The organism is Ferrigenium sp. UT5, assembly GCF_045866295.1.
Taxonomy (GTDB): domain Bacteria; phylum Pseudomonadota; class Gammaproteobacteria; order Burkholderiales; family Gallionellaceae; genus Sideroxyarcus.
Genome location: NZ_BAAFRY010000010.1, coordinates 40,028 through 66,040, shown reverse-complemented (window position 1 = coordinate 66,040; position 26,013 = coordinate 40,028). Strand labels below are relative to the sequence as shown.

Annotated in this window: 23 protein-coding genes and 1 tRNA gene; 3 read left to right on the top strand and 21 right to left on the bottom strand. The window is 61.0% G+C overall.

Annotated elements, in window-relative coordinates:
• The 14 genes from rfaE1 to gyrA all read right to left on the bottom strand — a co-directional run bounded on the left by rfaE1 (window position 1) and on the right by gyrA (window position 16,403).
• Window positions 1-939 (bottom strand): D-glycero-beta-D-manno-heptose-7-phosphate kinase, encoded by a 939-nt coding sequence (rfaE1, locus tag ACKTSJ_RS05475; RefSeq protein ID WP_407898163.1) that lies wholly within the window; start codon window positions 937-939, stop codon window positions 1-3.
• A complete protein-coding gene (gene pyrF / locus ACKTSJ_RS05470; protein WP_407898161.1) occupies window positions 936-1,637 on the bottom strand; it encodes an orotidine-5'-phosphate decarboxylase in 702 nt (233 codons plus the stop codon). The genes rfaE1 and pyrF overlap by 4 nt, the downstream gene beginning before the upstream one ends.
• The gene (gene lapB / locus ACKTSJ_RS05465) at window positions 1,634-2,809 is read right to left on the bottom strand and encodes a lipopolysaccharide assembly protein LapB (RefSeq protein WP_407898159.1); all 1,176 of its coding nucleotides are present in this window, start codon (window positions 2,807-2,809) and stop codon (window positions 1,634-1,636) included. Before lapB ends, pyrF begins: the two co-directional genes overlap by 4 nt.
• A 12-nt stretch (window positions 2,810-2,821) precedes the next feature.
• On the bottom strand, window positions 2,822-3,097 hold the full coding sequence (locus ACKTSJ_RS05460) for a lipopolysaccharide assembly LapA domain-containing protein (protein WP_407898157.1): 276 nt from the start codon (window positions 3,095-3,097) through the stop codon (window positions 2,822-2,824).
• A gap of 105 nt (window positions 3,098-3,202) precedes the next feature.
• Window positions 3,203-3,490: an integration host factor subunit beta gene (locus ACKTSJ_RS05455; RefSeq protein ID WP_407898155.1), complete on the bottom strand. Its 288-nt coding sequence runs from the start codon at window positions 3,488-3,490 to the stop codon at window positions 3,203-3,205.
• Window positions 3,491-3,504: 14 nt separating this feature from the next.
• On the bottom strand, window positions 3,505-5,211 hold the full coding sequence (rpsA, locus tag ACKTSJ_RS05450; RefSeq protein WP_407898153.1) for a 30S ribosomal protein S1: 1,707 nt from the start codon (window positions 5,209-5,211) through the stop codon (window positions 3,505-3,507).
• Between the two features lie 193 nt (window positions 5,212-5,404).
• Window positions 5,405-7,348: a bifunctional 3-phosphoshikimate 1-carboxyvinyltransferase/cytidylate kinase gene (locus tag ACKTSJ_RS05445; RefSeq protein WP_407898151.1), complete on the bottom strand. Its 1,944-nt coding sequence runs from the start codon at window positions 7,346-7,348 to the stop codon at window positions 5,405-5,407.
• A gap of 17 nt (window positions 7,349-7,365) precedes the next feature.
• On the bottom strand, window positions 7,366-8,232 hold the full coding sequence (locus tag ACKTSJ_RS05440) for a prephenate dehydrogenase (RefSeq protein ID WP_407898150.1): 867 nt from the start codon (window positions 8,230-8,232) through the stop codon (window positions 7,366-7,368).
• A gap of 3 nt (window positions 8,233-8,235) precedes the next feature.
• Complete coding sequence (aroF, locus tag ACKTSJ_RS05435; protein WP_407898148.1) at window positions 8,236-9,252, bottom strand: 3-deoxy-7-phosphoheptulonate synthase; 1,017 nt, start codon at window positions 9,250-9,252, stop codon at window positions 8,236-8,238.
• Window positions 9,249-10,355 carry a histidinol-phosphate transaminase gene (hisC, locus tag ACKTSJ_RS05430; protein WP_407898146.1) on the bottom strand — a complete coding sequence of 369 codons (1,107 nt, stop codon included), beginning with the start codon at window positions 10,353-10,355 and terminating at the stop codon, window positions 9,249-9,251. The genes aroF and hisC overlap by 4 nt, the downstream gene beginning before the upstream one ends.
• A 129-nt stretch (window positions 10,356-10,484) precedes the next feature.
• Window positions 10,485-11,549 carry a prephenate dehydratase gene (gene pheA / locus ACKTSJ_RS05425; protein ID WP_407898145.1) on the bottom strand — a complete coding sequence of 355 codons (1,065 nt, stop codon included), beginning with the start codon at window positions 11,547-11,549 and terminating at the stop codon, window positions 10,485-10,487.
• The gene (locus ACKTSJ_RS05420; protein WP_407898143.1) at window positions 11,546-12,736 is read right to left on the bottom strand and encodes a phosphoglycerate dehydrogenase; all 1,191 of its coding nucleotides are present in this window, start codon (window positions 12,734-12,736) and stop codon (window positions 11,546-11,548) included. Before ACKTSJ_RS05420 ends, pheA begins: the two co-directional genes overlap by 4 nt.
• Window positions 12,737-12,751: 15 nt before the next feature.
• The gene (gene serC, locus ACKTSJ_RS05415) at window positions 12,752-13,834 is read right to left on the bottom strand and encodes a 3-phosphoserine/phosphohydroxythreonine transaminase (protein WP_407898142.1); all 1,083 of its coding nucleotides are present in this window, start codon (window positions 13,832-13,834) and stop codon (window positions 12,752-12,754) included.
• Window positions 13,835-13,853: 19 nt separating this feature from the next.
• Window positions 13,854-16,403, bottom strand: a complete 2,550-nt coding sequence (gyrA, locus tag ACKTSJ_RS05410; RefSeq protein ID WP_407898140.1) for a DNA gyrase subunit A — start codon at window positions 16,401-16,403, stop codon at window positions 13,854-13,856.
• 213 nt (window positions 16,404-16,616) lie between these two features.
• Between gyrA and ACKTSJ_RS05405 the strand changes: the two genes are divergently transcribed.
• The gene (locus ACKTSJ_RS05405) at window positions 16,617-16,946 is read left to right on the top strand and encodes a nucleotide pyrophosphohydrolase (RefSeq protein WP_407898209.1); all 330 of its coding nucleotides are present in this window, start codon (window positions 16,617-16,619) and stop codon (window positions 16,944-16,946) included.
• A gap of 99 nt (window positions 16,947-17,045) precedes the next feature.
• Here the strand turns inward: ACKTSJ_RS05405 and ACKTSJ_RS05400 are convergent, their stop codons facing one another.
• Window positions 17,046-18,983, bottom strand: coding sequence for an ATP-dependent DNA helicase (locus ACKTSJ_RS05400; RefSeq protein ID WP_407898139.1), 1,938 nt, complete (start codon window positions 18,981-18,983; stop codon window positions 17,046-17,048).
• A gap of 190 nt (window positions 18,984-19,173) precedes the next feature.
• Between ACKTSJ_RS05400 and ACKTSJ_RS05395 the strand changes: the two genes are divergently transcribed.
• The gene (locus tag ACKTSJ_RS05395; protein ID WP_407898137.1) at window positions 19,174-20,367 is read left to right on the top strand and encodes an MFS transporter; all 1,194 of its coding nucleotides are present in this window, start codon (window positions 19,174-19,176) and stop codon (window positions 20,365-20,367) included.
• Between the two features lie 13 nt (window positions 20,368-20,380).
• Here the strand turns inward: ACKTSJ_RS05395 and ACKTSJ_RS05390 are convergent, their stop codons facing one another.
• The 5 genes from ACKTSJ_RS05390 to ACKTSJ_RS05370 all read right to left on the bottom strand — a co-directional run bounded on the left by ACKTSJ_RS05390 (window position 20,381) and on the right by ACKTSJ_RS05370 (window position 24,823).
• Window positions 20,381-20,566: a DUF3330 domain-containing protein gene (locus ACKTSJ_RS05390; RefSeq protein ID WP_407898135.1), complete on the bottom strand. Its 186-nt coding sequence runs from the start codon at window positions 20,564-20,566 to the stop codon at window positions 20,381-20,383.
• Between the two features lie 148 nt (window positions 20,567-20,714).
• Window positions 20,715-21,917, bottom strand: a complete 1,203-nt coding sequence (locus ACKTSJ_RS05385) for a murein transglycosylase domain-containing protein (RefSeq protein WP_407898134.1) — start codon at window positions 21,915-21,917, stop codon at window positions 20,715-20,717.
• Window positions 21,918-21,938: 21 nt separating this feature from the next.
• On the bottom strand, window positions 21,939-23,837 hold the full coding sequence (locus ACKTSJ_RS05380) for an ATP-binding cassette domain-containing protein (protein WP_407898132.1): 1,899 nt from the start codon (window positions 23,835-23,837) through the stop codon (window positions 21,939-21,941).
• On the bottom strand, window positions 23,838-24,269 hold the full coding sequence (locus ACKTSJ_RS05375; RefSeq protein WP_407898130.1) for a hypothetical protein: 432 nt from the start codon (window positions 24,267-24,269) through the stop codon (window positions 23,838-23,840).
• 11 nt (window positions 24,270-24,280) lie between these two features.
• Window positions 24,281-24,823, bottom strand: a complete 543-nt coding sequence (locus tag ACKTSJ_RS05370; RefSeq protein ID WP_407898128.1) for a peroxiredoxin — start codon at window positions 24,821-24,823, stop codon at window positions 24,281-24,283.
• A 58-nt stretch (window positions 24,824-24,881) separates the two neighbouring features.
• Between ACKTSJ_RS05370 and ACKTSJ_RS05365 the strand changes: the two genes are divergently transcribed.
• A tRNA-Arg gene (locus ACKTSJ_RS05365) sits at window positions 24,882-24,956 on the top strand.
• 1 nt (window position 24,957) lies between these two features.
• Here ACKTSJ_RS05365 and selD read toward each other — a convergent pair.
• Entirely contained in the window at window positions 24,958-25,998 is a 1,041-nt protein-coding gene (selD, locus tag ACKTSJ_RS05360; protein ID WP_407898126.1) for a selenide, water dikinase SelD, read from the bottom strand.
• Between the last annotated feature and the right edge of the window lie 15 nt (window positions 25,999-26,013).

Here is a 26,013-nt window from a genome sequence, read left to right as displayed (position 1 = left end):
TCAGTTGCCCATATCCTCAATAATTTCTTCGCGCGACACGGTCGCCGTGCCCAGTTTTCCCACCACCACGCCCGCCGCGCGATTGGCGATGCGCACCGCATCGGACATGTCCGCGCCGCTTGCCAGCATGACTGCCAGCGTGGCGATCACGGTATCGCCCGCGCCGCTGACATCGAACACTTCGCGCGTCTGTGCCGGTTCGTGCAATACCTCCGGCGCGCGGAACAACGACATCCCCTCCTCGCTGCGCGTGATCAGCAACGCCTCCAGTTCCAGTTCGGCACGCAGTTTTTGCGCCTTGGCGGTCAGCTCGGCCTCGTTCTTCCAGCCACCCGCCACAGCACGGAACTCGCTGCGATTCGGCGTAAGCAGGGTCGCGCCATGATAGCGCGCATAGTCGTCGCCCTTGGGATCGACCAGCACCGGTTTCCCCGCCGCGCGCGCTAGGCGGATCATCTCCGCGATATGGGTCAGACCGCCCTTGCCGTAATCGGACAGCACCACCACATCGCACTGCGGCAGACGCTGGCCGAAATCGGCCAGCTTGGCCTGCAACACCTCGTGGCTAGGCGCCGTTTCGAAGTCGATCCGCAGCAATTGTTGCTGGCGCGCGATGGCGCGCAACTTGATAATGGTGGAAAAACCTTCATCACAGTGCAGCATCGACTCAATCCGCGCATACCCGGACAGCAACTCGCGCAGGCAGTCGCCGGCTTCATCCCTGCCCACGACCGACAGCAGCGTGCACTGCGCGCCAAGCATGGCAATATTGCGCGCCACGTTGGCCGCGCCGCCCGGTCTGGCTTCCACGGTGTTCACCTTCAGTACCGGAACCGGAGCTTCCGGAGAGATGCGCGTCACATCGCCAAACCAATAGCGGTCCAGCATGACGTCACCGACCACCAATACACGCGCCTGATCGAACACCGGCAACTTCATGCCAATTCTCCTGTTTGCAACAGAATATCATGCAAGGCTTGCAGGGGATCGGGAGCCTGGGTGATCGGACGCCCGATGACCAGATAACTGGCTCCTGCGGCCAGGGCGTCACGCGGCGTCATGATCCGCGACTGGTCGTGCGCGGCCGAATTCACCAAGCGGATGCCGGGCGTGACCAGACAGAAGTCCGGGCCGTACTGGCGGCGCAACACCGGCGCTTCCTGTGCCGAGCACACCACACCATCCAACCCGCTCTCGTGCGCCAATCCCGCCAGCAAGCTCACCATCCGGGCGGGGCTGGCATTGACGCCAACCCCGCGCAAATCGGCCTCGGTCATGCTGGTCAGCACGGTGACTGCGATCAGCTTCGGGCGGCGCTCAACATGTACCAACGCCTCGCGCGCCGCCTCCAACATGCGCCGACCGCCCAGTGCGTGAACATTGACCATCCACACCCCCAGCGCGGCGGCGGCTTTGCAGGCTTGTGCGGTGGTGTTCGGAATGTCGTGGAATTTCAGATCAAGAAAAACCTCAAAACCGAGCCGCTGCAATTGCTCGATCAGTTGCGGTCCGGCGGCGGTGAACAATTCCTTGCCCACCTTGAGGCGGCACATGCCCGGCTGCAGCCGACGCGCCAGTTCGAGCGCCGGCGCCGGCTGCGCATAATCGAGCGCGGTGATGATTTTGGGATCGGTCATTGCAGCATCCCCATCTCTTCGGTTCGGCGTGGCCGGTAAGAATCCCAGCTTTGGCAGGCCGGACAGTGCCAATAGAACTGGCGTGCCTTGAACCCGCAATGACCGCAGCGATACATGCCGATGGTCCGGGTGCGGTCATGGATCAATTGCTTGACCAGCTCAAGGTCGGTGCGGCGTTCGCCGTGATAAGACAGGAGTTGCGCTTCCAGCAGTTTTTCCAAGCCAAGCAGGCTGGGATTACGGCGCAGTTCATCGCGCACCAGCCGGTAGGCGGCTTCCGCCCCTTCCCGTTCGGAGACCGCCTTGAATAATACGGCCATCAAATCGAGCGAAGGGTATTTTTGCAGCCAGCCGCGCAACAGGGTCACTCCCGTCTCCACGTCATCCAGACGTTTATAGGCCGAGAGCAGACGTTCCGCCACCAGCGGCAGGTATTCCGGATTCTGCAGTTCAATCGTTTGCCAGGTCGTGATGGCCTCTTTCACCTGATCCTCGGCCAACGCGATATCGCCCAGCATCATGCTGGCGCGAATATTTTTTGGGCTCGCAACAAGGGCGTGCTTGAGATGATCCCTGGCCAATTCCGGCTGTTTTTTCACCAGCTCGCCGGCCGCCAATTCGCAATAGAAAAAAGCTTCATGATTAACGCCGTCGCTTCCATCCAGCGCGGCCAGACGCCGCCCGATATTGATTGCCTTTAACCAGTCTTTTTCTTTTTGATAGATATCGAGCAATGATGAGTACGCCTGCCTTTCATATAAGGACCCTTGTAGCCGCAGCAAAGCGTCTTCAGCCCGGTCAAGAAGTCCGGCCTTCAAGTAATCCTGCGCCAGCTCGAACAAGGCCTGCTGTTTCCTTTCCGCGTCGAGGTCTGCCCGTTCGACCAGATTCAGGTGCATGCGGATGGCGCGATCCACTTCGCCGCGGCGGCGAAACAGGCTGCCGAGCGCGAAGTGCAGCTCGATCGTCTGCGGATCGACCTTGACCACCTCGATGAAAGCCTCGATCGCCTGATCCTGCTGTTCATTGAGCAGAAATTTCAGACCGTCAAAGTATGAGCGCGGCAACGCGCTCGATTCGGTCAGCAGTTCCTTGATGTCGATGCGCGCAGCCAGCCAGCCCATGCCGAAAAAGAGCGGAAAGACCAGCAGCATCCAGGGTTCAAAATCCATTGTCTGTATTCTTCAGATGACTTGTTTGGCGTCAGCCTGCGGCGCCGCTTTGGACGCAGCCTGTCTGGCGCTCCTCAATTCGACGCGCAAACGGAACCAGGCGGGCAACATTGCGAGAATCCCGAAACCCGCGCCCAGCGCAAAAAAACTCAACAACGCGACCACCAGGGTGGTGTTCCATTCGTAGCCGAAGAAATAGCGCAACGCCACCGGATCGTTGTTCTTCAACGCAAACCCGAGCAGGGCGATGAACAGCACAATGCGCAGGAGCCAGGTCAGGTAAGGCATGTCGATTCCTTGAGTGCGAAGCGTCGGGCAAAGATAGCATGAACCAAGAAAAATTGGCGGCACACCTTGCGATGCACCGCCAATCATTCGTGTCACCGGAACCGATCAACCCTGCGGATAATCCACCCGTTCCCGCAACTCCTTGCCCGCCTTGAAGTGAGGCACATACTTGGGCGGCACCTGCACCTTGTCGCCAGACTTGGGATTGCGTCCCAGACGCGGCGGCCGGTAATTCAGGGCAAAACTGCCGAAGCCCCGGATCTCGATGCGCCCACCCTGCGCCAGGGTTGCCGACATGCTGTCCAGAATCACCTTCACCGCCAGCTCGGCATCCTTGCCCAGCAACTGCGGATGACGCGCAGCCAGCTTGGCAATGAGGTCGGAACGTGTCATGCCCGTCACTCCTTTTATTGCGCGTCAGCCTTGCTGGAATCCATCTTGGCCTTGAGCAGAGCACCCAGATTGGTGGAGCCGGAGACATTGGTGTTCTCGGCTGCGAACTTCTGCATCGCTGCTGCCGTGTCCGCCTTGTCCATCGCCTTGATCGACAAATTGATGCCACGATTCTTGCGATCCACGTTGATGATGACCGCCTTGACGGTGTCGCCTTCCTTCAGGTGGTTGCGGATGTCTTCCACGCGATCCACCGATACTTCGGAGGCTTTCAGGTAGGCTTCGACATCGCCTTCCAGCATGACCACTGCGCCCTTGGCATCCAGCGACTTGACCGTACCCGTGACGATGGCTCCCTTGTCATGCCCGGTCACGAAACCGCCGAACGGATCGCCTTCCAGTTGCTTGATGCCGAGCGAGATGCGTTCGCGTTCCACGTCGATGGCCAGCACGACCGCTTCCAGTTCGTCGCCCTTCTTGTAGTTGCGCACAGCCTCTTCGCCGGGGATGCTCCAGGACAGGTCGGACAGATGCACCAGACCGTCGATACCGCCATCCAGGCCGATGAACACGCCGAAGTCGGTGATCGACTTGATCGCGCCCTTGACCTTGTCGCCCTTCTGGTGGTTGGCGGCGAAATCGTCCCAGGGATTGGACTTGCACTGCTTCATGCCCAGCGAGATGCGGCGGCGCTGCTCGTCGATCTCGAGGATCATCACTTCGACTTCGTCGCCCAGTGCTACGACCTTGGACGGATGCACGTTCTTGTTGGTCCAGTCCATCTCGGACACGTGCACCAGACCTTCGATGCCCTGCTCGATCTCGACGAACGAACCATAGTCGGTCAGGTTGGTCACCTTGCCGAACAGGCGGGTGCCTTGCGGGTAGCGACGTGCCAGACCGTTCCACGGATCGTCGCCCATCTGCTTGATGCCGAGGGAAACGCGATTCTTCTCCTGGTCGAACTTGAGGATCTTGGCTTCGATTTCGTCGCCAACGGTCAGCACCTCGGACGGGTGCTTGACGCGGCGCCAGGCCAGATCGGTGATGTGCAGCAGGCCGTCGATACCGCCCAAGTCAACGAACGCACCGTAGTCGGTGATGTTCTTGACGATACCCTTGACCACAGCCCCTTCCTTGAGGGTTTCCAGCAGGGATTCACGATCGGCCCCCTGCGACTCTTCCAGCACGGCGCGGCGCGACACCACCACGTTGTTGCGCTTGCGATCCAGCTTGATGACCTTGAGTTCCATGGTCTTGTTTTCGTACGGCGTAGTGTCCTTGACCGGACGGATGTCCACCAGCGAACCGGGCAGGAAGGCACGGATGCCGTTCACCATGGCGGTCAGGCCGCCCTTGACCTTGCCGCTGACATAACCTTCGACGATGCGGCCTTCTTCCATCGCCTGTTCCAGGTCGATCCAGGCCGCCAGACGTTTGGCTTTTTCGCGCGACAGGCGCGTTTCGCCATAACCGTTTTCCAGCGACTCGATGGCCACGGTGGTGAAATCACCGGCCTTGACTTCGATGTTGCCCGCTGCGTCCTTGAATTCTTCAACGGGGATATAACTTTCGGACTTCAGTCCGGCATTCACCACGACCACGTTCTGCTCGACGCGAACGACTTGGGCGGTGATGAGTTCGCCTGGGCGCATTTCCTTGCGGTTCAGGCTTTCTTCAAACAGGGAGGCAAAACTTTCCATATCAGCGACAGCGGTCATTTTCGATCTACTTTCAGGTATTCCCGCAAAGCGGGGGTTCGTTTATCAACCCGATCAGCGGGGAGCCAATCGGGGCCTAACTCAACGGGCGCCGGAGTTAACCGCACCCTACAGCAAAACTCAGCCGCCCGTACCCCCTCCTCAATCCTCCCCCGCAAGCGGTAGAGGAAGCGAGCGAATCGCTGCGCGAGTTTCAATTTACCGCACGGTATCGTGTCAGCACTTCCGCGACCGCCTGCTCGATGTTCAGCGGGGTCGTATCCAGCAGACTTGCACCTTGCGCCTGTTGCAGGGGAGCCACGCTGCGCTGCATATCCCGCTCGTCGCGCGCCTGTATATCCTGCAAAAGGGCGGCGATACTAGCACTCATCCCTTTCTCTTTCAACTGCTTGTAACGGCGCTCCGCGCGCGCCTCGGCCGAAGCGGTCAGGAAAATCTTGAGCACGGCGTCCGGGAATACCACTGACGCCATGTCGCGCCCGTCCGCCACCAGCCCCGGGGCTTGGCGGAAAGCGCGCTGTTTATTCAACAAAGACGAGCGAACCATGGGCAATGCCGCCACTTTGGAAGCTGCAGCGCCGGCTTCTTCGGTGCGCAACTCGTCGCCGACCATCGCCCCATCCAGCCAAGTCTCGCCTTTTTCGAAACGGATATCCACCTTGCCGGCCAGTGCAGCCAAGCCAGGCTCGTCGTCCAGCGCCACGCCGTGGCGCTGTGCCGCCAGGCCCAGCAGGCGATACAGCGCCCCGCTATCCAGATAATGCATGCCCAGCGCATCTGCCACGCGCTGCGCCACCGTTCCCTTGCCGGAGGCAGAAGGTCCATCGATGGCGATAACAGGAACGGCTTGTGTCACTTTTGCGAACTCCGTGAAATAGTCAGGAAAAGTCTTGGCGACGCACTTCGGGTCGTTGATGCGCACTCCTGCCCCGCCGAACGCGGCCAGCGAAAAACACATCGCCATGCGGTGATCGTCGTAAGTATCGATGCCCGCATGCCTGAGTTGTGCCGGTGGCGTGATGCGAATGAAATCAGCGCCCTCTTCCACTTCCGCACCGACCTTGCGCAACTCGGTCGCCATCGCCGCGATGCGGTCGGTCTCCTTCACGCGCCAGCTGGCGATGTTGCGCAGCGTGGTCGTGCCGTCTGCGAACAGCGCCGCCACGGCCAGCGTCATCGCCGCATCGGGGATGTGGTTGCAATCCAGGTCGATCGCTTTCAGCTTGCCCTCTGCCGGGCCTGTGGCTTCCATCCAGTTCGACCCCATCGTGATGCGCGCGCCCATCTTTTGCAGTGCTTCGGCAAAGCGCACATCGCCCTGCACGCTGTCCCGGCCCACGCCTTCCACCCGCACCGGCCCGCCGCCGATGGCACCGGCGGCCAGGAAATACGAAGCGGACGAGGCATCGCCCTCGACATACACCTCGCCGGGCGCTGTGTAGCGCTGGCCGCCGAACACCACGAAACTCTGCCAGCCCTTGCGTTCGACACACACACCGAAGCGCCGCATCATCGCCAGCGTGATCTCGATGTAGGGCTTGGAGATCAATTCCCCAAGCACATCGACCTTTACCGTGCGGCCGGTCAGCGGCAAGGCTATCAGCAAGCCGGTAAGAAACTGGCTCGACACATCGCCGCGCACCTGAACGGTGTCGCCCGCAAGGTTTGCCGGAGAAAGTTTCAAGGGAGGAAAACCTTCATTGCCGAGATACTTGATGTTGGCACCCAGCTGGCGCAGCGCATCCACCAGATCGGCTATGGGCCGCTCGTGCATGCGTGCCACGCCGGACAATTCGTAACTGCCCCCAGACAAGGCCAGCGCCGCCGTCAGCGGACGGAAGGCCGTGCCCGCATTGCCGAGGAACAGCTTGGCATCCTTGTTCTGGAAATCGCCACCGCACCCCGTAATGCGATAGGCGTTATCACCCAGCGATTCCAACTTCACACCTAATATGCGCAAGGCGTCCAGCATGCGTTCGGTATCGTCCGACTGCAGCAGGTCGCGCACCACGGTTACGCCCTCCGCCAGCGCCGCCAGCAGCAGCACGCGGTTGGAGATGCTCTTTGAGCCGGGCAGACGCACCGTACCGCGTGCCGACATCAAGGGAGAAAGATCGAGGGATTCGTGTGGTGACATGCCGGAAAAAGATCGGATTATTGTTGCTGCCAGGCGCTGCGCACCTTGCGTGCCTCGCTGAACACTTCTTCGAGCTTTGCGGCATCGCCCCGCTCCAGCGCCTGGTACAGACCGTGCAGTTCTCCGGCGTATTGCAGCAGTTCGCGCAACAGCGCCTCGCGGTTGGCCATGCAGATGTCGCGCCACATCTCCGGTGAACTGGCGGCGATGCGGGTGAAATCGCGGAAGCCGCTGGCTGCAAAAGAAAGCAGTTGGTCGCGGTTGTCACGCTGTGCGATGTCATGCACCAGCGCGAACGACAATAGATGCGGCAGATGGCTGATCGCCGCGAACACGGCATCATGCTCCTCCGGCGTCAATTCGCTCACCACGGCTCCGCATGATTCCCATGCCTTGCGCACACGCGCCACAGATTCGTTCGAATTCTCCGCCAGCGGTGTCAGCACGACTTTCTTGCCCTGATAAAGATCGGCCTGTGCTGCGCCAGGCCCGCTCTTCTCTGCCCCCGCAATGGGATGCGCGGGAACGAACTGGCCGATCTTGCCACCGAGAATCATGCGCGCAATCGCCACCACATCACCCTTGGTACTACCGCCATCGGTGACGAGTGTGTGGGTGCCAAGATGCGGCGCGATGCGTTGAAAAATATCGGCCATCTGGGCCACGGGCGTGGCCAACAGTACAATATCCGCAGCGCACACTTCACGCGCAGCATCGTCACCGATGCGATCGAGGATGCCAAGTTGTTTGGCCTGTTCCAGGGTCACCATACTGCGCCCGAAACCAACGACTTCAGAAACAGCTCCCGCCTTGCGCAACGCCAATGAAAACGACCCGCCGATCAGTCCGGCGCCAAAGATGACAACTTTGCGAAAGGCGGGCATGGCTTACAGCGTGCGTCCAATCGCCCCGGCGATGGCGCCCAGCGTACCCATGAGTTTCTTCAACTCATCCGGTGTCAGCGCCTGATCGGCATCGCACCAGGCGTCACACGGGCTGGGATGCATCTCGATCAGCAGGCCGTCCGCGCCGGCCGCGATGGCGGCCTGCGACAATGCCGGCACCATCCACGCCTTGCCGCCCGCATGCGAAGGGTCGACGATCACGGGCAGGTGGGTTTCTTTTTTCAGCACCGGAATCGCGGTCACGTCCAGCACGTTGCGGTAAGCGGTCTCGAAGGTGCGGATGCCGCGTTCGCAGAAGATGATGTTGTGGTTGCCGCCGGCCGCGATGTATTCCGCCGACATCAGCCATTCGCTGATGGTGGCCGACATGCCGCGCTTGAGGATCACCGGCTTGTTGGTGCGCCCGACTTCCTTGAGCAGGTCAAAGTTCTGCATGTTGCGCGTACCGATCTGGATCACGTCCACGTCATACTCCATGAACGCATCAATCTGCCGCGCGTCCATCAACTCGGTCACGATCGGCAGTTTGAATTTGTCTGCCGCTTTGCGGAACATGTCGAGGCCTTCCACGCCGTGCCCCTGAAAGGCATAAGGACTGGTGCGCGGCTTAAATGCGCCGCCGCGCATCAGGCGACAGCCCGCCTCGTGCACGAATTTCGCCGCCAGGTCCATCTGCGTCTGCGTCTCCACCGAGCAGGGGCCGGCGATGATCTGGATCTGCTTGCCGCCGAGCCGGATACCGCCGATATCGATAATGCTGTCCTGTTTATGCGATTCGCGCGACACGATCTTGTACTGCTTGGCGATGTGCATCGCCGATTCCACCCCCGGCAACGGCGTGAACATTTCCGGCGTCAACTGGCGCTCGTCGCCGATCGCGCCGATCACCGTGCGTTCGACCCCGCGCGAGATATTGGCTTTCAGCCCCGCCGCCTCCAGTTTTTTGGTGACGGCCGCGATTTGTGCATCGGTAACTTCCCTGCCCATTACGATAATCATTTAATCTCTCCAAGCGCCTGTTTCAGCGCATTCAAAAATTTTGCATTCTCACTTTCCAGACCGATGCTGACGCGCAACCAGTCCGGCATGTCATAGTTCGCGATTGGGCGCACGATCACGCCCAGTTCAAGCAAGCGCCGGTACATCGCGGTGGCGCCGCCGATGCGGAACGCAAGGAAATTGCCGAACGATGGGATATGTTGCAGACCCAGTTTATCCAGCCCCTCGGCGATCTGCACCATGCCGCGCCGGTTCAGCTCGAACGTTTTCTTCACGAACGATACATCGCGCAACGCCGCCACCGCCGCCGCCTGTGCCACGCTGTTCACGTTGAACGGCTGGCGCACGCGATTCATCATATCCGTCACCTGTTCATGCGCCAGCGCATAACCGACGCGCAGACCGGCCAAACCATACGCTTTGGAGAAGGTGCGCGAGATGATCAGGTTGGGGAATTCCCGCAACCAGCTCACGCTGTCGTAGCGCTTGTCTTCCGGCAGATATTCGTTGTAGGCCTCGTCCAGCACCACCAGTATCTCGGGCGGCAGGCCGCGCATGAACGCCAACAATTCATCCCCGCGCAAAAAAGTCCCGGTCGGATTGTTCGGGTTGGCGATGAAAACGATTTTGGCCCGGTTTTCCCTGGCAGCGGCGAGCATGGCCGGCAGATCGTGCCCGAAACCCTGCGCTGCGGGCACGCTGATCCCGGTCGCGCCGACGGCCTGGGTCGCCAGCGCATACACCGCGAACGCGTGCGCCGAATAGACCACCCGGTCGCCCGGCACGAGGAACGCGCGCGCCGCAAGTTCCAGCAGATCATTCGAGCCGTTCCCCAGGGTGATGTTGGCATGCGCCACGTTGTAGCGTTTGTGCAGCGCATCTTTCAGCTCGAACCCGTTGCCGTCCGGATACAGGGCGATCGTCTTGATCGCCTCCTGCATCGCGGCCACCGCGGCCGGACTGGCGCCGAGCGGATTTTCGTTGGAGGCCAGCTTGACGATGCCGCTGATGCCCAGCTCGCGCTCCAGTTCGGCAATCGGCTTGCCCGGTTGATACGGGGCAATGGCGCGAATATAAGGGGGGGCTAAATCACAGTAATTCATTTGTTGCCTTGCATGTTAGAAGCCTTGAAAACCGACCACAACCAGCCACAGATTCATCCGGATACACTGACCAAACCCTTCCTCATCCGCGAGAATCTGCGTTCATCCGTGGCTAAATTGTTCTTTTAATTAAACCGCAACCGGGTAAGAACCCAGCACCTTGACGAAGGCCGCAATCTGCTTGAGTTGCGCCAGCGCAGCGGCCACTTCGGTATCGGACTGATGCCCCTCGATATCGACGTAGAACACGTACTCCCACAGGCCGGTGCGTGACGGCCGCGACTCCAGCTTGGTCATCGACACACCATGCTGCGCCAACGGCACCAGCAGGTCGTGCACGGCCCCCGGCCGGTTGGGCGCCGACATGACGAGCGAAGTCTTGTCGCGACCGGAAGGCGCGACCGCCTGCTTGCCGATGACCAGAAAACGCGTGGTGTTGCGCGCATCGTCCTCGATGTTGCGTGCCAGCACCTTCAGCCTGAAGTGCGCCGCCGCCTGCTCCCCCGCCACCGCTGCCGCGAACGACTCGTCGGCGGCCAGCCTCGCCGCATCGGCATTACTGGAGGCGGTGATGCGCTCGGCATGCGGCAGGTGCGCGTTGAGCCACCCCTGGCATTGTCCGAATGACTGCGGATGCGAGTACACCTTGCGGATCATGGCGACATCGTTCTCGTTCGACAGCAGACATTGATGCACCTGCAGCAGCACTTCGCCGCAGATTTGCAGCGTGCTGTCGAGCAGCAGATCGAGCGTGCGGCCGATCGCGCCTTCGGTCGAGTTTTCCACCGGCACCATGCCATAGCTGGCTGTACCGCTTTCCACCGCTGCGAACACGCCGTCGATGGAGTCGGCGGGAAGTCCCTCCGTGGCCTGGCCGAAACGCTGGGACACCGCCGCTTCGCTGAACGTCCCGTGCGGCCCGAGATACGCCACGCGCAGCGGTGCCTCCAGCGCGCGGCAGTTCGAGATGATCTCGGTGAACACCTGCCTGATGCCGGCACCGGACAACGGCCCGCGGTTGGCCTGCAACAGGCGCTGCAGGATTTGCGCCTCGCGTTCCGGGCGCAGCACCGCGCCGTCCTCTTTCAGGCGCCCGATCTGCTGCGCCAGCGCGGCACGCTGGTTGACGAGGCGCAGCATCTCGTCGTCAAGCCGGTCGATCTGCGCACGGTAACGCTGCAATTCGTCGCTCATGCTTCAGTCTCCAACGGCAGGGCACGCACCCTGAGCACTCCGGGAATCGCGGCGATCTGCGCAATCAGTTGCGCCGGTGCCGGACTGTCGGTATCCACCAGGGTATAAGCCATTTCGCCGCGCGACTTGTTCATCATGTTGTGGATGTTGATCCCCGCCGCCGCCAGCGCGCTGGAAATCTGCCCCAGCATGTTCGGCACATTGGTGTTCGCCACCGCGAGCCTGGATTTGGACTCGCGCGGCATGGCCACATTGGGGAAATTCACGCTGTTGCTGAGGTTGCCGTTTTCCAGATACTCGCGCAGTTGCTCCGCCACCATCACGGCACAGTTCTCCTCCGCCTCGGCGGTGGATGCCCCCAGATGCGGCAGGGCAATGATCTTGTCGTTTCCGATCGTGCGACTGCCCGGAAAATCGCACACGTAACAACGCAGATGCTGCGCGGCGAGACCGGCCAGCACGGCTTCCTCACTGACGATGGCATCGCGCGAGAAATTGAGCAGCACGCTGCCGGATTTCATTCCCGCCACGCGCCTGGCATCGATCAGGTTGCGCGTCGCGTCCAGCAGCGGCACATGCAGGGTGACGAAGTCGCTGTGCTTCAGCAATTCCTCCAGACTGTGGGCCTTCCTCACCTGGGATGACAAACTCCACGCCGCCTCGACCGTGATCTCCGGATCGAAACCGATCACTTTCATGCCGAGACCGATGGCGGCATTCGCCACCAGGCGGCCGATCGCCCCCAGCCCGACGATGCCCAGCGTGCGCCCGTACAGCTCGGTGCCGGCAAACGCCTTTTTTCCGTCTTCGACCTGCTGGTGCATGGACGCATCGTCACCCTGCAGCCCTGCGGTGAAACGCAGCGCCGGGACGATGTTGCGCGAGGCCAGCAACATGCCGGTGATGACCAGTTCCTTCACCGCATTCGCGTTTGCGCCCGGCGCGTTGAACACCGGCACGCCGCGCTCGCTCATCTTCTTGACCGGAACGTTGTTCGTGCCCGCACCGGCGCGCGCGATCGCCAGCACGCTGGCGGGAATCTCCATCTCGTGCATGTTGTGCGAGCGCACCAACACCGCATCCGGCGCGGCAATGTCGTTGCCAGCGACATAGCGCGCGGCCGGCAACCGCTTCAGGCCGGCCGGCGAGATCTTGTTCAGGGTCAGCACCTTGAATGTGCGGGTCATGGCGGCGCTTCCGGCTCAGCCTTTGCTGCGGGCAAATTCGTTCATGAAATCGACCAGCGCCTGCACCCCGGCCAGCGGCATCGCGTTGTAGATTGAAGCGCGCATACCGCCGACGGAGCGGTGTCCCTTCAATTGCAGCAAGCCGCGCGCATCCGCCTGTTTCAGGAAATCGCCGTCCAGATTGGCGTCCTTCAGGGTGAACGGGACGTTCATGCGCGAGCGGTCGGCTTGGTCCACCGGGCAGCGGTAGAAACCGTTGCTGGCATCGATCGTGCTATACAGCAGGTGGGCCTTGGCGATGTTGTTCTGCTCCATCACGCCGATGCCGCCGTTCTTCTTCAGCCACTGGAACACCAGCCCCGCCATGTAGATGGCGAAGGTCGGCGGGGTGTTGTACATCGAATCGCTGTTGGCGTGGGTCTTGAAGTCCAGCATGGTCGGCAGGCGGGGATCGGCCAGCCCGATCAGATCATCGCGCACGATGACCAGCGTCAGCCCGGCGGGGCCGATGTTCTTTTGCGCGCCGGCATAGATCAGTCCGTATTTCCAGACATCGACCGGGCGCGACAGGATGTTGGAAGACATGTCCGCCACCAGCGGCACCTTGCCGGTATTGGGAATCCAGTTGAATTCCACCCCGCCGATGGTCTCGTTCGGCGTGTAGTGCACATAGGCCGCCTCTTTATCCAGCTTCCAGGTATCGAATGCCGGCACATAGGTGCAATTTTTGTCTGTGTTGCTCGCCGCCACATTCACGTTGCAGAATTTCTTCGCTTCGCCGATGGCTTTCTTCGACCATTCGCCGGTATTGACGTAGTCGGCGGAGCCTTTGCCTCCCAGCAGATTGAGCGGGATCATCGAGAATTGCAGATGCGCGCCGCCTTGCAGCAACAGCACCTTGTAATTGTCCGGGATGCCCATCAGTTCGCGCAGGTCCGCCTCCGCCTGGGCGTGGATGCCCATATATTCCTTGCCGCGGTGCGACATCTCCATCACCGACATGCCGCTGCCGTGCCAGTCGAGCAATTCCGCCTGCGCCTGTTGCAACACTTCTTTCGGCAATACCGCCGGCCCTGCGCTGAAGTTGTAAATGGTCATGTCGCACACTCCTCGAAAGTTATTCGGATTCTTCTTCCGGCTCGGCAATCCGGCTCAAACCGGCCAGCCTGTCGCCCTTGTCCAGATTGATCAGCGTCACGCCCTGGGTGGCGCGGCTCATCTCGCGGATTTCCCTGACGCGCGTACGGATCAGCACGCCGTTGGTACCAATCAGCATGATCTCGTCGTCCTGGTCCACCAGCGTGGCGGCGACCACCTTGCCGTTGCGCGCCGAAGTCTGGATCGCGATCATGCCCTGCGTGCCGCGCCCGTGGCGGGTGTATTCGACGATCGAAGTGCGCTTGCCGTAACCGTTCTCGGTGGCGGTCAACACGGACTGCTGTTCGTTCTCGGCCACCAGCAGCGCGATCACCTTGCCGCCCTTGGTCAGCTTCATGCCGCGCACCCCGCGCGCCGCGCGCCCCATCGAGCGCACGTCGTTCTCGTCGAAGCGCACCGCCTTGCCCTCGTCCGAGAACAGCATCACATCGTGCTTGCCGTCGGTCAGCGCAACGCCGATGAGGAAGTCGCCATCATCCAGATTGATGGCGATGATGCCCTTGGTGCGCGGATTGGCAAAGTCGGACAAGGGAGTTTTCTTCACCGTACCTTCGCTGGTGGCGAAGAATACGAACTGATCGTCGGCGAACTGGCTCACCGGCAGGATGGCGTTGATCTGCTCGCCGATCTCCAGCGGCAACAGGTTGACAATCGGCTTGCCGCGGCTGATGCGCGTGCCCTGCGGCACTTCATACACCTTGAGCCAGTACACGCGGCCGCGATTGGAGAAGCACAGGATGAAATCGTGGGTATTGGCGATGAACAGGTTATCGACAAAATCGTCTTCCTTGGTCGAGGCCGCCTGCTTGCCGCGGCCGCCGCGTTTCTGCGCGCGGTATTCGTCCAGCTTCTGCGCCTTCATATAACCGCCGTGCGACAGGGTGACCACCACGTCTTCCGGCGCGATCAGGTCTTCCATGCTCATGTCCTGCGTGTGCGTCACGATCTCGCTGCGGCGCTTGTCGCCGAACTGCGAGCGGATCGCCACCAACTCGTCGCCGATGATCTGGGTGACGCGCGCCGGCTTCGCCAGGATGTCCAGCAGGTCGGCGACCTTTTCCATCACTTCGCGGTATTCGCCGACGATCTTGTCCTGCTCCAGCCCGGTCAGGCGCTGCAGGCGCAATTCCAGAATCGCCTGCGCCTGGGCGTCGGACAGGAAGTAGCCCTTGCCCTTGACCATGCCAAACTCCGGCGCCAGCCCTTCCGGACGCGACGCTTCGTTGACCCGGCTCAACATATCCTCGACCAGCGATGAACGCCAGCCGCGCGCCATCAGGTCCCGCTTGGCATCCGCCGGGGTGGGCGCAGCCTTGATCAGCGCGATGATCTCGTCCACATTGGACAGCGCGACCGCCAACCCTTCCAGAATATGGCCGCGTTCGCGCGCCTTGCGCAGCTCAAAGACGGTGCGGCGCGTGACGACTTCGCGGCGGTGGCGCAGAAAAGCGTCGATGACATCCTTCAGATTGCACAGCTTGGGCTGTCCATCCACGATGGCGACCATGTTGATGCCGAAGCTGTCCTGCATCTGGGTCGCTTTGTACAGCTTGTTCAGGATCACGTCGGCGTTCTCACCGCGCTTCAGCTCGATCACGGCGCGCATGCCGGACTTGTCCGACTCGTCGCGGATCTCGGATATGCCTTCCAGCGTCTTCTCGCGCACCATTTCGCCGATCTTCATCAGCAGGGTGGCCTTGTTCACCTGATACGGCAATTCGTCGATGATGATCGCCTGGCGGTCGCCCTTGCCGATATCCTCGAAGTGGGCGCGCGCGCGCATCACCACGCGGCCGCGCCCGGTGCGGTAGCCTTCCTTCACCCCGGCCAGCCCGTAGATGAAACCGGCCGTCGGGAAATCCGGGGCGGGCACCAATTCGATCAGCTGTTCGATATCCATGTCCGGTTCGCGCAACAGCGCCAGACAGGCATCCACCACCTCGCTCATGTTGTGCGGCGGAATGTTGGTCGCCATGCCCACCGCAATCCCGGAAGACCCGTTCACCAGCAGATTGGGGAAACGCGCCGGGAACACCAGCGGCTCATGCTCGGAACCGTCGTAGTTGGGGCCGAAATCCACCGTCTCCTTGTCCAGGTCTTCCAGCAACTGGTGGGCGATCCGCGCCATGCGGATTTCGGTGTAACGCATCGCCGCCGCGTTATCGCCGTCCACCGAGCCGAAGTTACCCTGCCCGTCCACCAGCGTGTAGCGCAGCGAAAAATCCTGCGCCATGCGCACGATGGTGTCGTACACCGCCGTGTCGCCGTGGGGGTGGTATTTACCGATCACATCGCCGACGATACGCGCCGATTTCTTATAGGCGCGGTTCCAGTCGTTGGAAAGCTCGCTCATCGCGAACAACACGCGGCGGTGCACCGGCTTCAGTCCGTCGCGCACATCCGGCAAGGCACGCCCCACGATCACGCTCATGGCGTAATCGAGGTAGGACTTGCGCATCTCTTCTTCCAGGCTGACCGGCAGGGTTTCTTTGGCGAATTGTTGTTCCATGTGCGACCTATAGAATGTGCCGAAGAGGCATTAAAACGAAGGCGGCATTCTAGCACAGCCTCCGGCGTCACCGACCATCCTCTCCCCCGCCAGTACGCAATGCGCCTGCATCCTCCTTCTCCTCAACACGAGCGTGTCATGATCGAACCGGTATGGCACATCAGCGTCCTTGCGCTACAATCCGAAGCACCCATCACAAAAACAGGACACCCCGTGAGCGACACCCGGGAAATAACCCAAGCCTTGCTCCAATTTCGCGACGAACGGGATTGGGCGCAGTTCCACAACCCCAAAGACCTGGCTCTGGCTTTGAGCATTGAGGCGGGCGAACTGCTGGAATCGTTTCTATGGAAATCCGCCGAACAGGCAAACCCGAACGAGATTCAGGAAGAACTGGCAGATGTCTTCGCCTACGCCTTTCTGCTGGCGGACGGCTACGACCTTGATGTGAAGCAGATTGTACTGGATAAAATCAAGAAAAACGCGCTGAAATATCCGGTAGAAAAAGCCCGGGGATGCGCAAAGAAATATACCGAGCTTTAGCGTGAAACTCGCGCAGCGATTGATTGAGTCCCTAAACTGCCGTGAATAATTTAGCGATAGCCACCGCTTCGATTCGATCGATTAACGTTATCGAGACGATTAACAACCTTGAATCCCGGTTTCAAGGAAAGCCACGGCTTCCCTCGCCTCGCGCGTCCGCCGGAACGGCGGCAGGCTCTGCCAGATGCGTTTGCCGTATTGTTTGGAAATCAGGCGCGGGTCGCAGATCATCAGCACGCCGCGGTCGTTCTCGTCGCGGATCAGCCGACCCGCGCCCTGTTTCAGGTTGATGATGGCGCGTGGCAACTGGAATTCCATGAAGGCATTGCGTCCCTGCCGGTTCAACTCGGCGATGCGTGCCGCCAGCACCGGATCATCCGGCGGCGCGAACGGCAGCTTGTCGATGATGACCAGCGACAACGCCTCGCCGCGCACATCCACTCCTTCCCAGAACGACTGACTGCCGAGCAGCACCGCGTTGCCATGCGCGCGGAAGCGCGCGAGCAATTCGTTGCGCGAACCTTCGCCCTGGATCATCAGCGGATACTTCAGGTTCTTGCGGTCGAATTCCGCCTGCAATATCTCGTAGGCACGCTGCATCGCACGCAGGCTGGTGAACAGCAGGAACGCCCTGCCCCTGCTCGCCTCGATGAGCGGCAACGCCGCCTGCACCACCGCATCGGTATAGCCCTCGCTGTTCGGCTCGGGCAGCCCGTTCGGCACATACAGCAGCGCCTGTTCCGGGTAGTTGAACGGGCTGTCCCAGCACGCGGTGCGCGCTTCCATCAGCCCCATCTCGGCCTGATAGTGCGTGAAGTTCTGCTTCACCGCCAGCGTCGCCGAGGTGAATATCCACGCGCGCGGATGACCGCTGAGCTGCCTGGCAAAGATGTCGGCAATGGACAACGGCGTGGTATTGAGTTGCAGAGAATGATGGAAGACTTCCAGCCAGCGCACCGTCTCCGGCACATCGCCGTCCTGCCAGTGTTTCAATTGGCCCGCCATCTCCTGTGCCCGCAGCCAGCAGTTCTCCAACCCTTCGCTGCGCTCCGCCTGTTTCTCCAGCAGGCCGGAAAGTTTGGACAATTTCTCCCCCAGCCTCTTCAGCGCGGGCGCGAAATCCTTGACATTCTCCGCCGCCTCCGCCGCCATGCGGCCTTCGCGCTTGAAGGCCAGGCGCAGGTCGCGCGCCGCTTTTTCCAGTTCATCGCACGCCACCGGCAGCGCCGCGAAATCCTTGGCCGAAGTCAGCGCCCCGACCCGCGTATCGGTCGCCAAATCAAGCAACTGGGAAGTGGAAAGGCTTTTCCCAAAAAACAGGCTCGCGGTCTCCGGCAGTTGGTGCGCCTCGTCGAAGATCACCGTGTTGCACGCCGGCAGCAGTTCGGCCACCCCCTCATCGCGCAGCATCACATCGGCGAAGAACAGGTGGTGGTTCACCACGATCACGTCTGCCTCCATCGCTTCCTTGCGTGCCTTGAGCACGAAGCATTCATCGTGGTTCGGGCATTCCTGCCCGAGGCAGTTGTCGCGTGTCGAGGTCACATGCATCCAGATCGGCGCGTTTTCCGGCACATCCGCCAGCCCGCTCCGGTCGCCGCTCTGCGTGACTTTGGCGTAGTTCACGATCTTCGCCAGATGCTTCACATCCTCGCGCGTCTTGAACAAACCGTTCGATTGCGCCAGCTCCAGATGGTAGTGACACACATAATTCGAGCGCCCCTTGAGCAAGGCCACCGAGACCGGCGCCTTCAGCGCATCGCGCACCATCGGCAAGTCTTTTTGAAAGAGCTGGTCCTGCAGGTTCTTGGTGCCGGTCGAGACCACCACCTTGCCCCCCGCCAACAACGCAGGCACCAGATAGGCAAAAGTCTTGCCCGTGCCAGTGCCCGCCTCCACCACCAGGATCGCGTTGTCGCGAATCGCCTCGGCCACCGCGATTGCCATCTCGCGCTGCTGCGTGCGCGGACGGAACGAGGTGACCTCGGCGGCAAGCGGGCTTTGTTCGGAAAAGAAACGTTCGACTGCGGAGGTCACAAGGATAATCTGGTTATTGATGGGGGACGGCGCTATAGTGCGCCGGCGATTTTACGCGAGACGTTGCGGATGGCGAAAAAAGATTACCCCTTGTCCAAAGTGTATCGCCTGCTCGAACCGGGGCCGGTGGTGCTGGTGACGACCGCTTCAGTGACCATCAGACTGCCGTCAAAAATGGCGTAGCCGAGAAATGAAAAACATAAAAGTGGCGCAGTTGGACCACATTCCAAGCGGGGTGTGGGTGCTGGGTTTCGTCAGCCTGCTGATGGATGTCTCGTCGGAGATGATCCATAGCCTGCTGCCTCTGTTCATGGTGACGGTGCTGGGCGCGAGTGCGCTGACGGTAGGCGTGATCGAGGGCATCGCGGAATCAACGGCGCTGTTGGTGAAAGTGTTCTCCGGCGCGTTGAGCGATTACCTGGGCAAGCGCAAAGGATTGGCGGTGTTCGGTTATGCCCTGGGCGCGTTGACCAAGCCGATGTTCGCGCTGGCTTCCGGCATAGGCATGGTGCTGACGGCGCGCTTCCTCGACCGCATCGGCAAGGGCATACGCGGCGCACCGCGCGACGCCCTGCTGGCCGACATCACGCCGCCTGCGATTCGTGGTGCAGCCTTTGGTCTGCGTCAGTCATTGGATACGGTGGGCGCGTTTCTCGGCCCGTTGCTCGGGGTTGGGCTGATGCTGTTATGGGCCAACGATTTCCGCGCGGTATTCTGGGTGGCGCTGATTCCGGGCTTGCTGGCGGTGGGGCTGTTGCTTTTCGGCGTGCATGAACCCAAAAGGACGGAAGTGCATACACCCCTCAATCCGGTCAGTCGTGCGAATCTGCGCCGCCTGGATTCATCCTATTGGTGGGTGGTCGGCATCGGTGCGGTGTTTACGCTGGCACGCTTCAGCGAAGCATTTCTGGTATTGCGCGCCGCACAGGGCGGCATCGCCATTGCACTGGTACCGCTAGTGATGGTGGCGATGAATGTGATCTATGCCGCCTCGGCTTACCCCTTCGGCAAACTCTCCGACCGCATGAGCCACACCAAACTGTTGGGACTGGGGCTGGCGGTGTTGAGCGTTGCCGATCTGGTGCTGGCGACCGATGACCACTGGACCACGGTATTGCTCGGCGTCGGCCTGTGGGGCGTGCATATGGGAATCACCCAAGGCCTGCTGGCCCGCATGGTGGCCGACGTCACGCCCGCCGACTTGCGCGGTACAGGCTATGGCTTTTTCAACCTGATGAGCGGGATGGCGATGCTGGTTGCCAGCGTGCTGGCGGGATTGCTGTGGGATAAACTCGGCCCCGCTTTTACCTTCTATGCAGGGGCATCGTTCTGCGTGATCGCCGCGCTCGGCTTGCTGTGGCGGCCGACCGCGGGGGCAACGTGATGCGCCGAACCGATTACGTTGTCTTTTTCGGCGGTTCCGATTTCTCGCTGCGCTGCTTCCATTGCGCATAGCATTCCAAGCCGCAGAAATGCGCCACATAGTCTTCCGCCTCAAAAGTTTTGGCTTCGGACAACGGGACTTCCTTCAGGCAAATCTCGCACGCGATCGTCTGTGTGGCAGGAGCAGGTTTGGTTGTCATGGCGTATCTCCTTCTGTGGTGTTGAAGCAGTAACAGGCTATGCCTGTTCAGGACGGGCTGCAAGTCCCGGGGGCGGGTTTCAAACCGGCGTGTTGGAGAAACATCCTGGCGTTGTCGGGCTGAAGCCCGGCCCACACCCTACGGCGTTCTACATCGTGGCGTAGCGCTTCTTCGCCTCCACCACTTTCACCACATAGCCGCGTGTTTCTTTATAAGGCAGGCCACTGCGCAGCGCATCGAAGACTTCGTCCGGGCGCAGGGCGTTGATCTTGTCGAGGGCATCGTCCTGGCGCGCTCTGCCGCTCAACTTGCTGAATGCGCGGAACACGTTGGAGGGGCCGGTGTTATAAGCGGCGATGGCACAGTACTCGCGCGATACCGGATTGCGGATCTCGCGCAGTGGACTGTCATTCAGCAGCACGCCGAGATACGTCGCGCCCAATTCGATATTGTTGTTCGCGTCAAACAGGTATTCCTTGCTCGGCATCACGTCCTTGCCCTTGGCTTTGCGATAGGCTTCGCGCCCGCCGCTGGCGGGCACGAGCTGCATCATGCCGTAGGCCGGCGCCCCGGATACGGCATAGGGATTGAACGAACTTTCCGTTTTGATCACGGCATAGATCAGGCTGCGGCTGACTTGTGTTTTTTCCGAATGGGTGCGCACGGTGGCAGCGTATTGCACGGCACGCTTGTCGAGGTGGGCGTTGACCATGCGCATCTGGATGTACTGCACGTTCTTGCTGATCCCGTCAACATCGATGCTGCGATGCTGCAACCGGTTGGCCACCAGATAATCGGCATAACGCTCCACATCCTCGCGCCTTTTCAATACAGCGCCGTTCTCGTCCACCACCAGTTCCTGCAGATAGGGCTTTCCAGTGAGCGCGATCTCCTTGTCGGAGAACAGATCGACCGCGCCCGGATCATCCGGCGTCAGCAACGCGACCACGGCTGCATTGCGCAGTTTGTCGGCAACTTTTTCCTCTTCCAGGTGCTCGATCAGAATCGTGCCGGCATCGTAATCCACCACCACGCGGTTCTTGTAGCGCTCGGTGTATTTCACGTAGCGGGTCCGGCTGGGCAGAGTGCGCGCCTCTTTCTTGCCCCACTGTGCCCCGCTCTCCTTCTGCACATTGCCCATCAGGCGGTTGAAATCTGCTTTGGCTTTTTTCAGATCGGACAGGGCCCGTCGCGGGTTGTATTTGTAGGATTCGACCCGATGTTCAGCCATGCTGCGCAGGACTTGTTTGGGATCCTTGGCTGTGGCGACGTCGATCAACTGCCGGGTGGAACAGGCGGGGAGCGACAGCGTGAGCGCGGTCAGCGTCAGCAGCAATATCCGGTTGTTCATCGCGCCCCCTGTTTGGCAGATTCAACGATTCTCCAGCGCATCCCAGCGCGCCATCAATTGCAACAGCAGGTCTTCAATCTCGCTCGCTCGCTGTTGCAACGCTCTCGCATGGACCGGATTGTCGCGGAACAGCGCCGCCGCGCCAAGTGCCGCCGCGATCGCTTCCTGCTCGCGCTCCAGCGCCTCGATGTTGCGCGGAATCTCATCCAGCTCCTTTTGCTCCTTGAAACTGAGCTTGCTGGCGGCCTTGGGTTTTATCTCCGCCGGCTTGGCTGCGGCCTTGATCGGCGCCGGGGCTGCAACCCGATTCTTCGCTTCGAACTGCTTCACGCGCACCCAGTCCTCGTAACCGCCGACATATTCCATCAGCTTGCCATCGCCCTCGAAGGCGATCACCTGGGTCACCACATTGTCGAGAAAAGCGCGGTCGTGGCTGACCAGAAACAGGGTGCCGTCGTACCGCGCCAGCATTTCCTCCAGCAATTCCAGCGTCTCGATATCCAGATCGTTGGTCGGTTCGTCCAGCACCAGCACGTTGGAAGGACGGGTGAACAGACGAGCCAGCAGCAGGCGGTTGCGTTCGCCGCCGGAACAACTCTTCACCGGCGAACGCGCCCGCTCCGGCGCAAACAGAAAATCTCCGAGGTAACTGATGACATGCTTTTTCGCGCCGTCGATCTCGATGAAATCCGAGCCCTGGCTGATGGTGTCCGCCAGCGTGGCGTTGTCGTCGAGCTGCGCGCGCAACTGGTCGAAGTAAGCCACGCTCAATTTGGTGCCCAGCTTCACGGTTCCCGAGTCCGGGGCCAACTCCCCGAGGATGATCTTGAGCAGCGTGCTCTTGCCAGTGCCGTTGGGCCCGAGCAATCCGATCTTGTCGCCGCGCTGGATACGGCAGGAAAAATCGGCAATGATTTTTCGGTCGCCAAACGATTTGCTCACGTGCGTCAGTTCCGCCACCAGCTTGCCGGAGCGGTCGCCCGTATCCAGATTCATTTCCACCTTGCCGAGCTTCTCCCGCCGCGCCGCGCGCTCGCGCCGTAACTGCTCCAGTCGCAGCACGCGGCCTTCATTGCGCGTGCGCCTAGCCTTTACGCCATGGCGGATCCAAGCCTCTTCCTGCGCCAGCACCTTGTCAAACTTGGCGTTGACCACCGCCTCGTCCGCCAGCATGCGCTCCTTGATTTTCTGGTACGCCGCAAAATTTCCGGGGAAGCTCGCCAGCTTGCCGCGATCCAGTTCGACGATGCGCGTGGCGACGTTGTCGAGGAAACGCCGGTCGTGGGTGACCAGCAATACGCTGCCGCGAAAATCCCTGAGCAGGCCTTCCAGCCACTCGATGGAGGCGAAATCCAGATGGTTGGTCGGCTCGTCCAGGATCAGCACCTCCGGCTCCGCCACCAGCGCCTGCGCCAGTGCCACGCGCTTGCGCACCCCGCCGGACAGGGTGCCGATCAGGGCCTCCGGGTCCAGTTCCAGGCGCTGGATGGCCGTCTCGATACGCGCCTGAACCGCCCATCCGTTCTGGGCTTCCAGCGCGGTCTGCAAGGGTTGCATCTCCTCCAGCAACGTGTCGTAATCGGCACCCGGCTCGCCCAGCTGGTGCGATAAATGGTGGTAGGCGCTGATAATTTTCTGCAACTCGCCCAGACCCCGCGCCACTTCGTCGAACACGGTGGCCCCCGCATCCAGCACCGGTTCCTGACTGACGTAGCCGATGCGTGCCGTGGGTGCGCGCCACAGCAGCCCATCATCGAGACTGGCCTGCCCCGCGAGTACTTTCAGCAAACTTGACTTGCCGCCGCCGTTGCGCCCGATCAGGCCGACGCGCTCGCCCTCGTCGAGTTGAAAATCCACGTGATCGAGCAGCGCGACGTGACCAAAGGCGAGACTCGCCTTGTCCAGGGTGATATACGGCATTTAAAGGTTCTTTTCCTGCGGCAATGAAGATTGATAGATGAACGAGAAACCGCCCGCAAAGAATCCCATGCACAGGTAACCGAACGCGGTGGTGAACTTTTCCAGAAGCAGGTGCGCATTGTAATTTTCGACACTGGGCGCGAAGAAGTAGAACACGAACAGTGCGGCCGCCATCACGTTGCCGACCAGCACCAGCCGATGCCCGAACCGGTAACCGTTGCCGGTCGCCTTCCCCTGCGGCGGCAAATCGCCGCGAAAATGCCATACCAGATAAACCGCCAGGAACAACAGCAAAGCGCCAACCAGACGGCCGGGAATATCGCCTTCCGTCGTGACCACCACCAAGGTTTCAAGCAGCATGCGCCCGGCGGCCGCCACCCAGCCCATCGCGATCGTTTGCGGCATGAAGAACCACGCCGCAAAAACATTCATTCCCGGATATTTCATTCCTGACCTTTCAAGATTGATTGCTGCAAATCACTGATGATTTCGGCCGAATGTTTGGACGTCTCCACTTTCCGATACACCTTGGCGATCCTGCCCTGCGGGTCAATCAAAAAGGTGTAGCGTTTGGCAAACCTGAACACCCGCAAATCCGTCAACGCCCCGTAACGCTCTGCCACGGCGCCGGACACGTCCGCCAGCAGCGGAAACGGCAGGTGATATTTTGCAGAGAACCCGGCATGGCTCGCCCCGTCATCCACACTCACCCCGACCACCCGTGCGCCCAGTTTTTCAAGCCTGCTCAAATCATCGCGGAAAGCGCACGCCTCTTGCGTACAGCCCGGCGTGTCGTCTTTGGGATAGAAATAAAGCACCAGCCATTTTCCGGCGAAATCGCGCAACTGACGCGACTTGCCTTCCTGGTCCGGCAGATTGAAATCCGGCGCAGCCTCGCCCACTTGCGGCAACTCGCCTGCACGCGCCATCTGGCTCGCCAGCAAGACCGCTGCCGCGATCAGACCAAACAAGATCAACCATTTCAATTTCTGCTCCTTGCCAGTGACTGCGGGCGCGCGATTTTACGTTAGAATGCGCGCCCTTGCCCCGGTAGTTAAATGGATATAACAAGCCCCTCCTAAGGGCTAGTTACAGGTTCGATTCCCGTCCGGGGTACCAGTCAACCGACCGCCACGCGTGCCGCGCCGGCGTGCAATTTGCCGATCACCGCCGCCTGCGCGCAGCCTGCCGCATGAAAACACGCCAGCACCTCTGCGGCCGCTTCCGGTGCCACGGCGGCGAGCAGGCCGCCGCTGGTTTGCGGGTCGGCCAGCAGTTGGCGCTGCCATTCGGCCAGCCCCGGCGCAAAATCCACCTCGTGGCCGTAGCTCGCCAGATTGCGCGCAATCGCGCCGGCCACGATGCCCTGCCGCACCAGCGGCAACGCTTCGGACAACAGGGGCACCTGGTTGAAGTACACTTCTGCGCCCAATGCAGAACCGCGGCAAATCTCCAGCAAGTGGCCGAGCAGGCCGAAACCGGTCACATCGGTCAGCGCATGCACCGCCGGCATCGCGGCCAGTTGGCTGCCCACGCGGTTCAGTTGTGTCGTGGTGGCAATCATCTGGGCATAGCCAGCCTCGGACAGCAGCTCTTTTTTCATCGCCGCCGCCAGCACGCCGATGCCTAGGCCCTTGCCGAGGATCAGCACGTCACCGTCGCGCGCCGCATTGTTCTTCTTCACATGGTCTGGATGCACGATGCCGAGCGCGGCCAGACCGTAGATCGGTTCCGGCGCATCGATCGAATGCCCGCCCGCAATGGGGATTCCGGCATCGCGGCACACCGCTTCGCCGCCTTGCAGGATGCGGCGGATGGTGTCCGGCTGCAGCTTGTCGATGGGCATGCCAACGATGGCCAGCGCCATGATGGGCGTGCCGCCCATGGCATAGACGTCGGAGAGGGCGTTGGTGGCGGCGATGCGCCCGAAGTCGAACGGGTCGTCAACAATGGGCATGAAAAAATCGGTGGTGGCAATGACCGCCTGGTGGTCGTTGAGGCGATACACCGCCGCATCGTCGCTGGTTTCCGTTCCCACCAGCAAATCGGGAAAGGACAGCTTCTGCTTGGCTTCGCCCAGAATCTCCTGCAACAACGCCGGCGCGATTTTGCAGCCGCAACCGCCGCCGTGCGACAATCGTGTCAATTTCACTTCAGACATCTCCACTCCATTTCA

Excerpts from the sequence above, each read along its gene's own strand:
- rfaE1 (WP_407898163.1), bottom strand. The coding sequence starts at position 939 with ATGAAGTTGCCGGTGTTCGATCAGGCGCGTGTATTGGTGGTCGGTGAC.
- pyrF (WP_407898161.1), bottom strand. The coding sequence starts at position 1,637 with ATGACCGATCCCAAAATCATCACCGCGCTCGATTATGCGCAGCCGGCG.
- lapB (WP_407898159.1), bottom strand. The coding sequence starts at position 2,809 with ATGGATTTTGAACCCTGGATGCTGCTGGTCTTTCCGCTCTTTTTCGGC.
- ACKTSJ_RS05460 (WP_407898157.1), bottom strand. The coding sequence starts at position 3,097 with ATGCCTTACCTGACCTGGCTCCTGCGCATTGTGCTGTTCATCGCCCTG.
- ACKTSJ_RS05455 (WP_407898155.1), bottom strand. The coding sequence starts at position 3,490 with ATGACACGTTCCGACCTCATTGCCAAGCTGGCTGCGCGTCATCCGCAG.
- rpsA (WP_407898153.1), bottom strand. The coding sequence starts at position 5,211 with ATGACCGCTGTCGCTGATATGGAAAGTTTTGCCTCCCTGTTTGAAGAA.
- ACKTSJ_RS05445 (WP_407898151.1), bottom strand. The coding sequence starts at position 7,348 with ATGTCACCACACGAATCCCTCGATCTTTCTCCCTTGATGTCGGCACGC.
- ACKTSJ_RS05440 (WP_407898150.1), bottom strand. The coding sequence starts at position 8,232 with ATGCCCGCCTTTCGCAAAGTTGTCATCTTTGGCGCCGGACTGATCGGC.
- aroF (WP_407898148.1), bottom strand. The coding sequence starts at position 9,252 with ATGATTATCGTAATGGGCAGGGAAGTTACCGATGCACAAATCGCGGCC.
- hisC (WP_407898146.1), bottom strand. The coding sequence starts at position 10,355 with ATGAATTACTGTGATTTAGCCCCCCCTTATATTCGCGCCATTGCCCCG.
- pheA (WP_407898145.1), bottom strand. The coding sequence starts at position 11,549 with ATGAGCGACGAATTGCAGCGTTACCGTGCGCAGATCGACCGGCTTGAC.
- ACKTSJ_RS05420 (WP_407898143.1), bottom strand. The coding sequence starts at position 12,736 with ATGACCCGCACATTCAAGGTGCTGACCCTGAACAAGATCTCGCCGGCC.
- serC (WP_407898142.1), bottom strand. The coding sequence starts at position 13,834 with ATGACCATTTACAACTTCAGCGCAGGGCCGGCGGTATTGCCGAAAGAA.
- gyrA (WP_407898140.1), bottom strand. The coding sequence starts at position 16,403 with ATGGAACAACAATTCGCCAAAGAAACCCTGCCGGTCAGCCTGGAAGAA.
- ACKTSJ_RS05395 (WP_407898137.1), top strand. The coding sequence starts at position 19,174 with ATGAAAAACATAAAAGTGGCGCAGTTGGACCACATTCCAAGCGGGGTG.
- ACKTSJ_RS05390 (WP_407898135.1), bottom strand. The coding sequence starts at position 20,566 with ATGACAACCAAACCTGCTCCTGCCACACAGACGATCGCGTGCGAGATT.
- ACKTSJ_RS05385 (WP_407898134.1), bottom strand. The coding sequence starts at position 21,917 with ATGAACAACCGGATATTGCTGCTGACGCTGACCGCGCTCACGCTGTCG.
- ACKTSJ_RS05380 (WP_407898132.1), bottom strand. The coding sequence starts at position 23,837 with ATGCCGTATATCACCCTGGACAAGGCGAGTCTCGCCTTTGGTCACGTC.
- ACKTSJ_RS05375 (WP_407898130.1), bottom strand. The coding sequence starts at position 24,269 with ATGAATGTTTTTGCGGCGTGGTTCTTCATGCCGCAAACGATCGCGATG.
- selD (WP_407898126.1), bottom strand. The coding sequence starts at position 25,998 with ATGTCTGAAGTGAAATTGACACGATTGTCGCACGGCGGCGGTTGCGGC.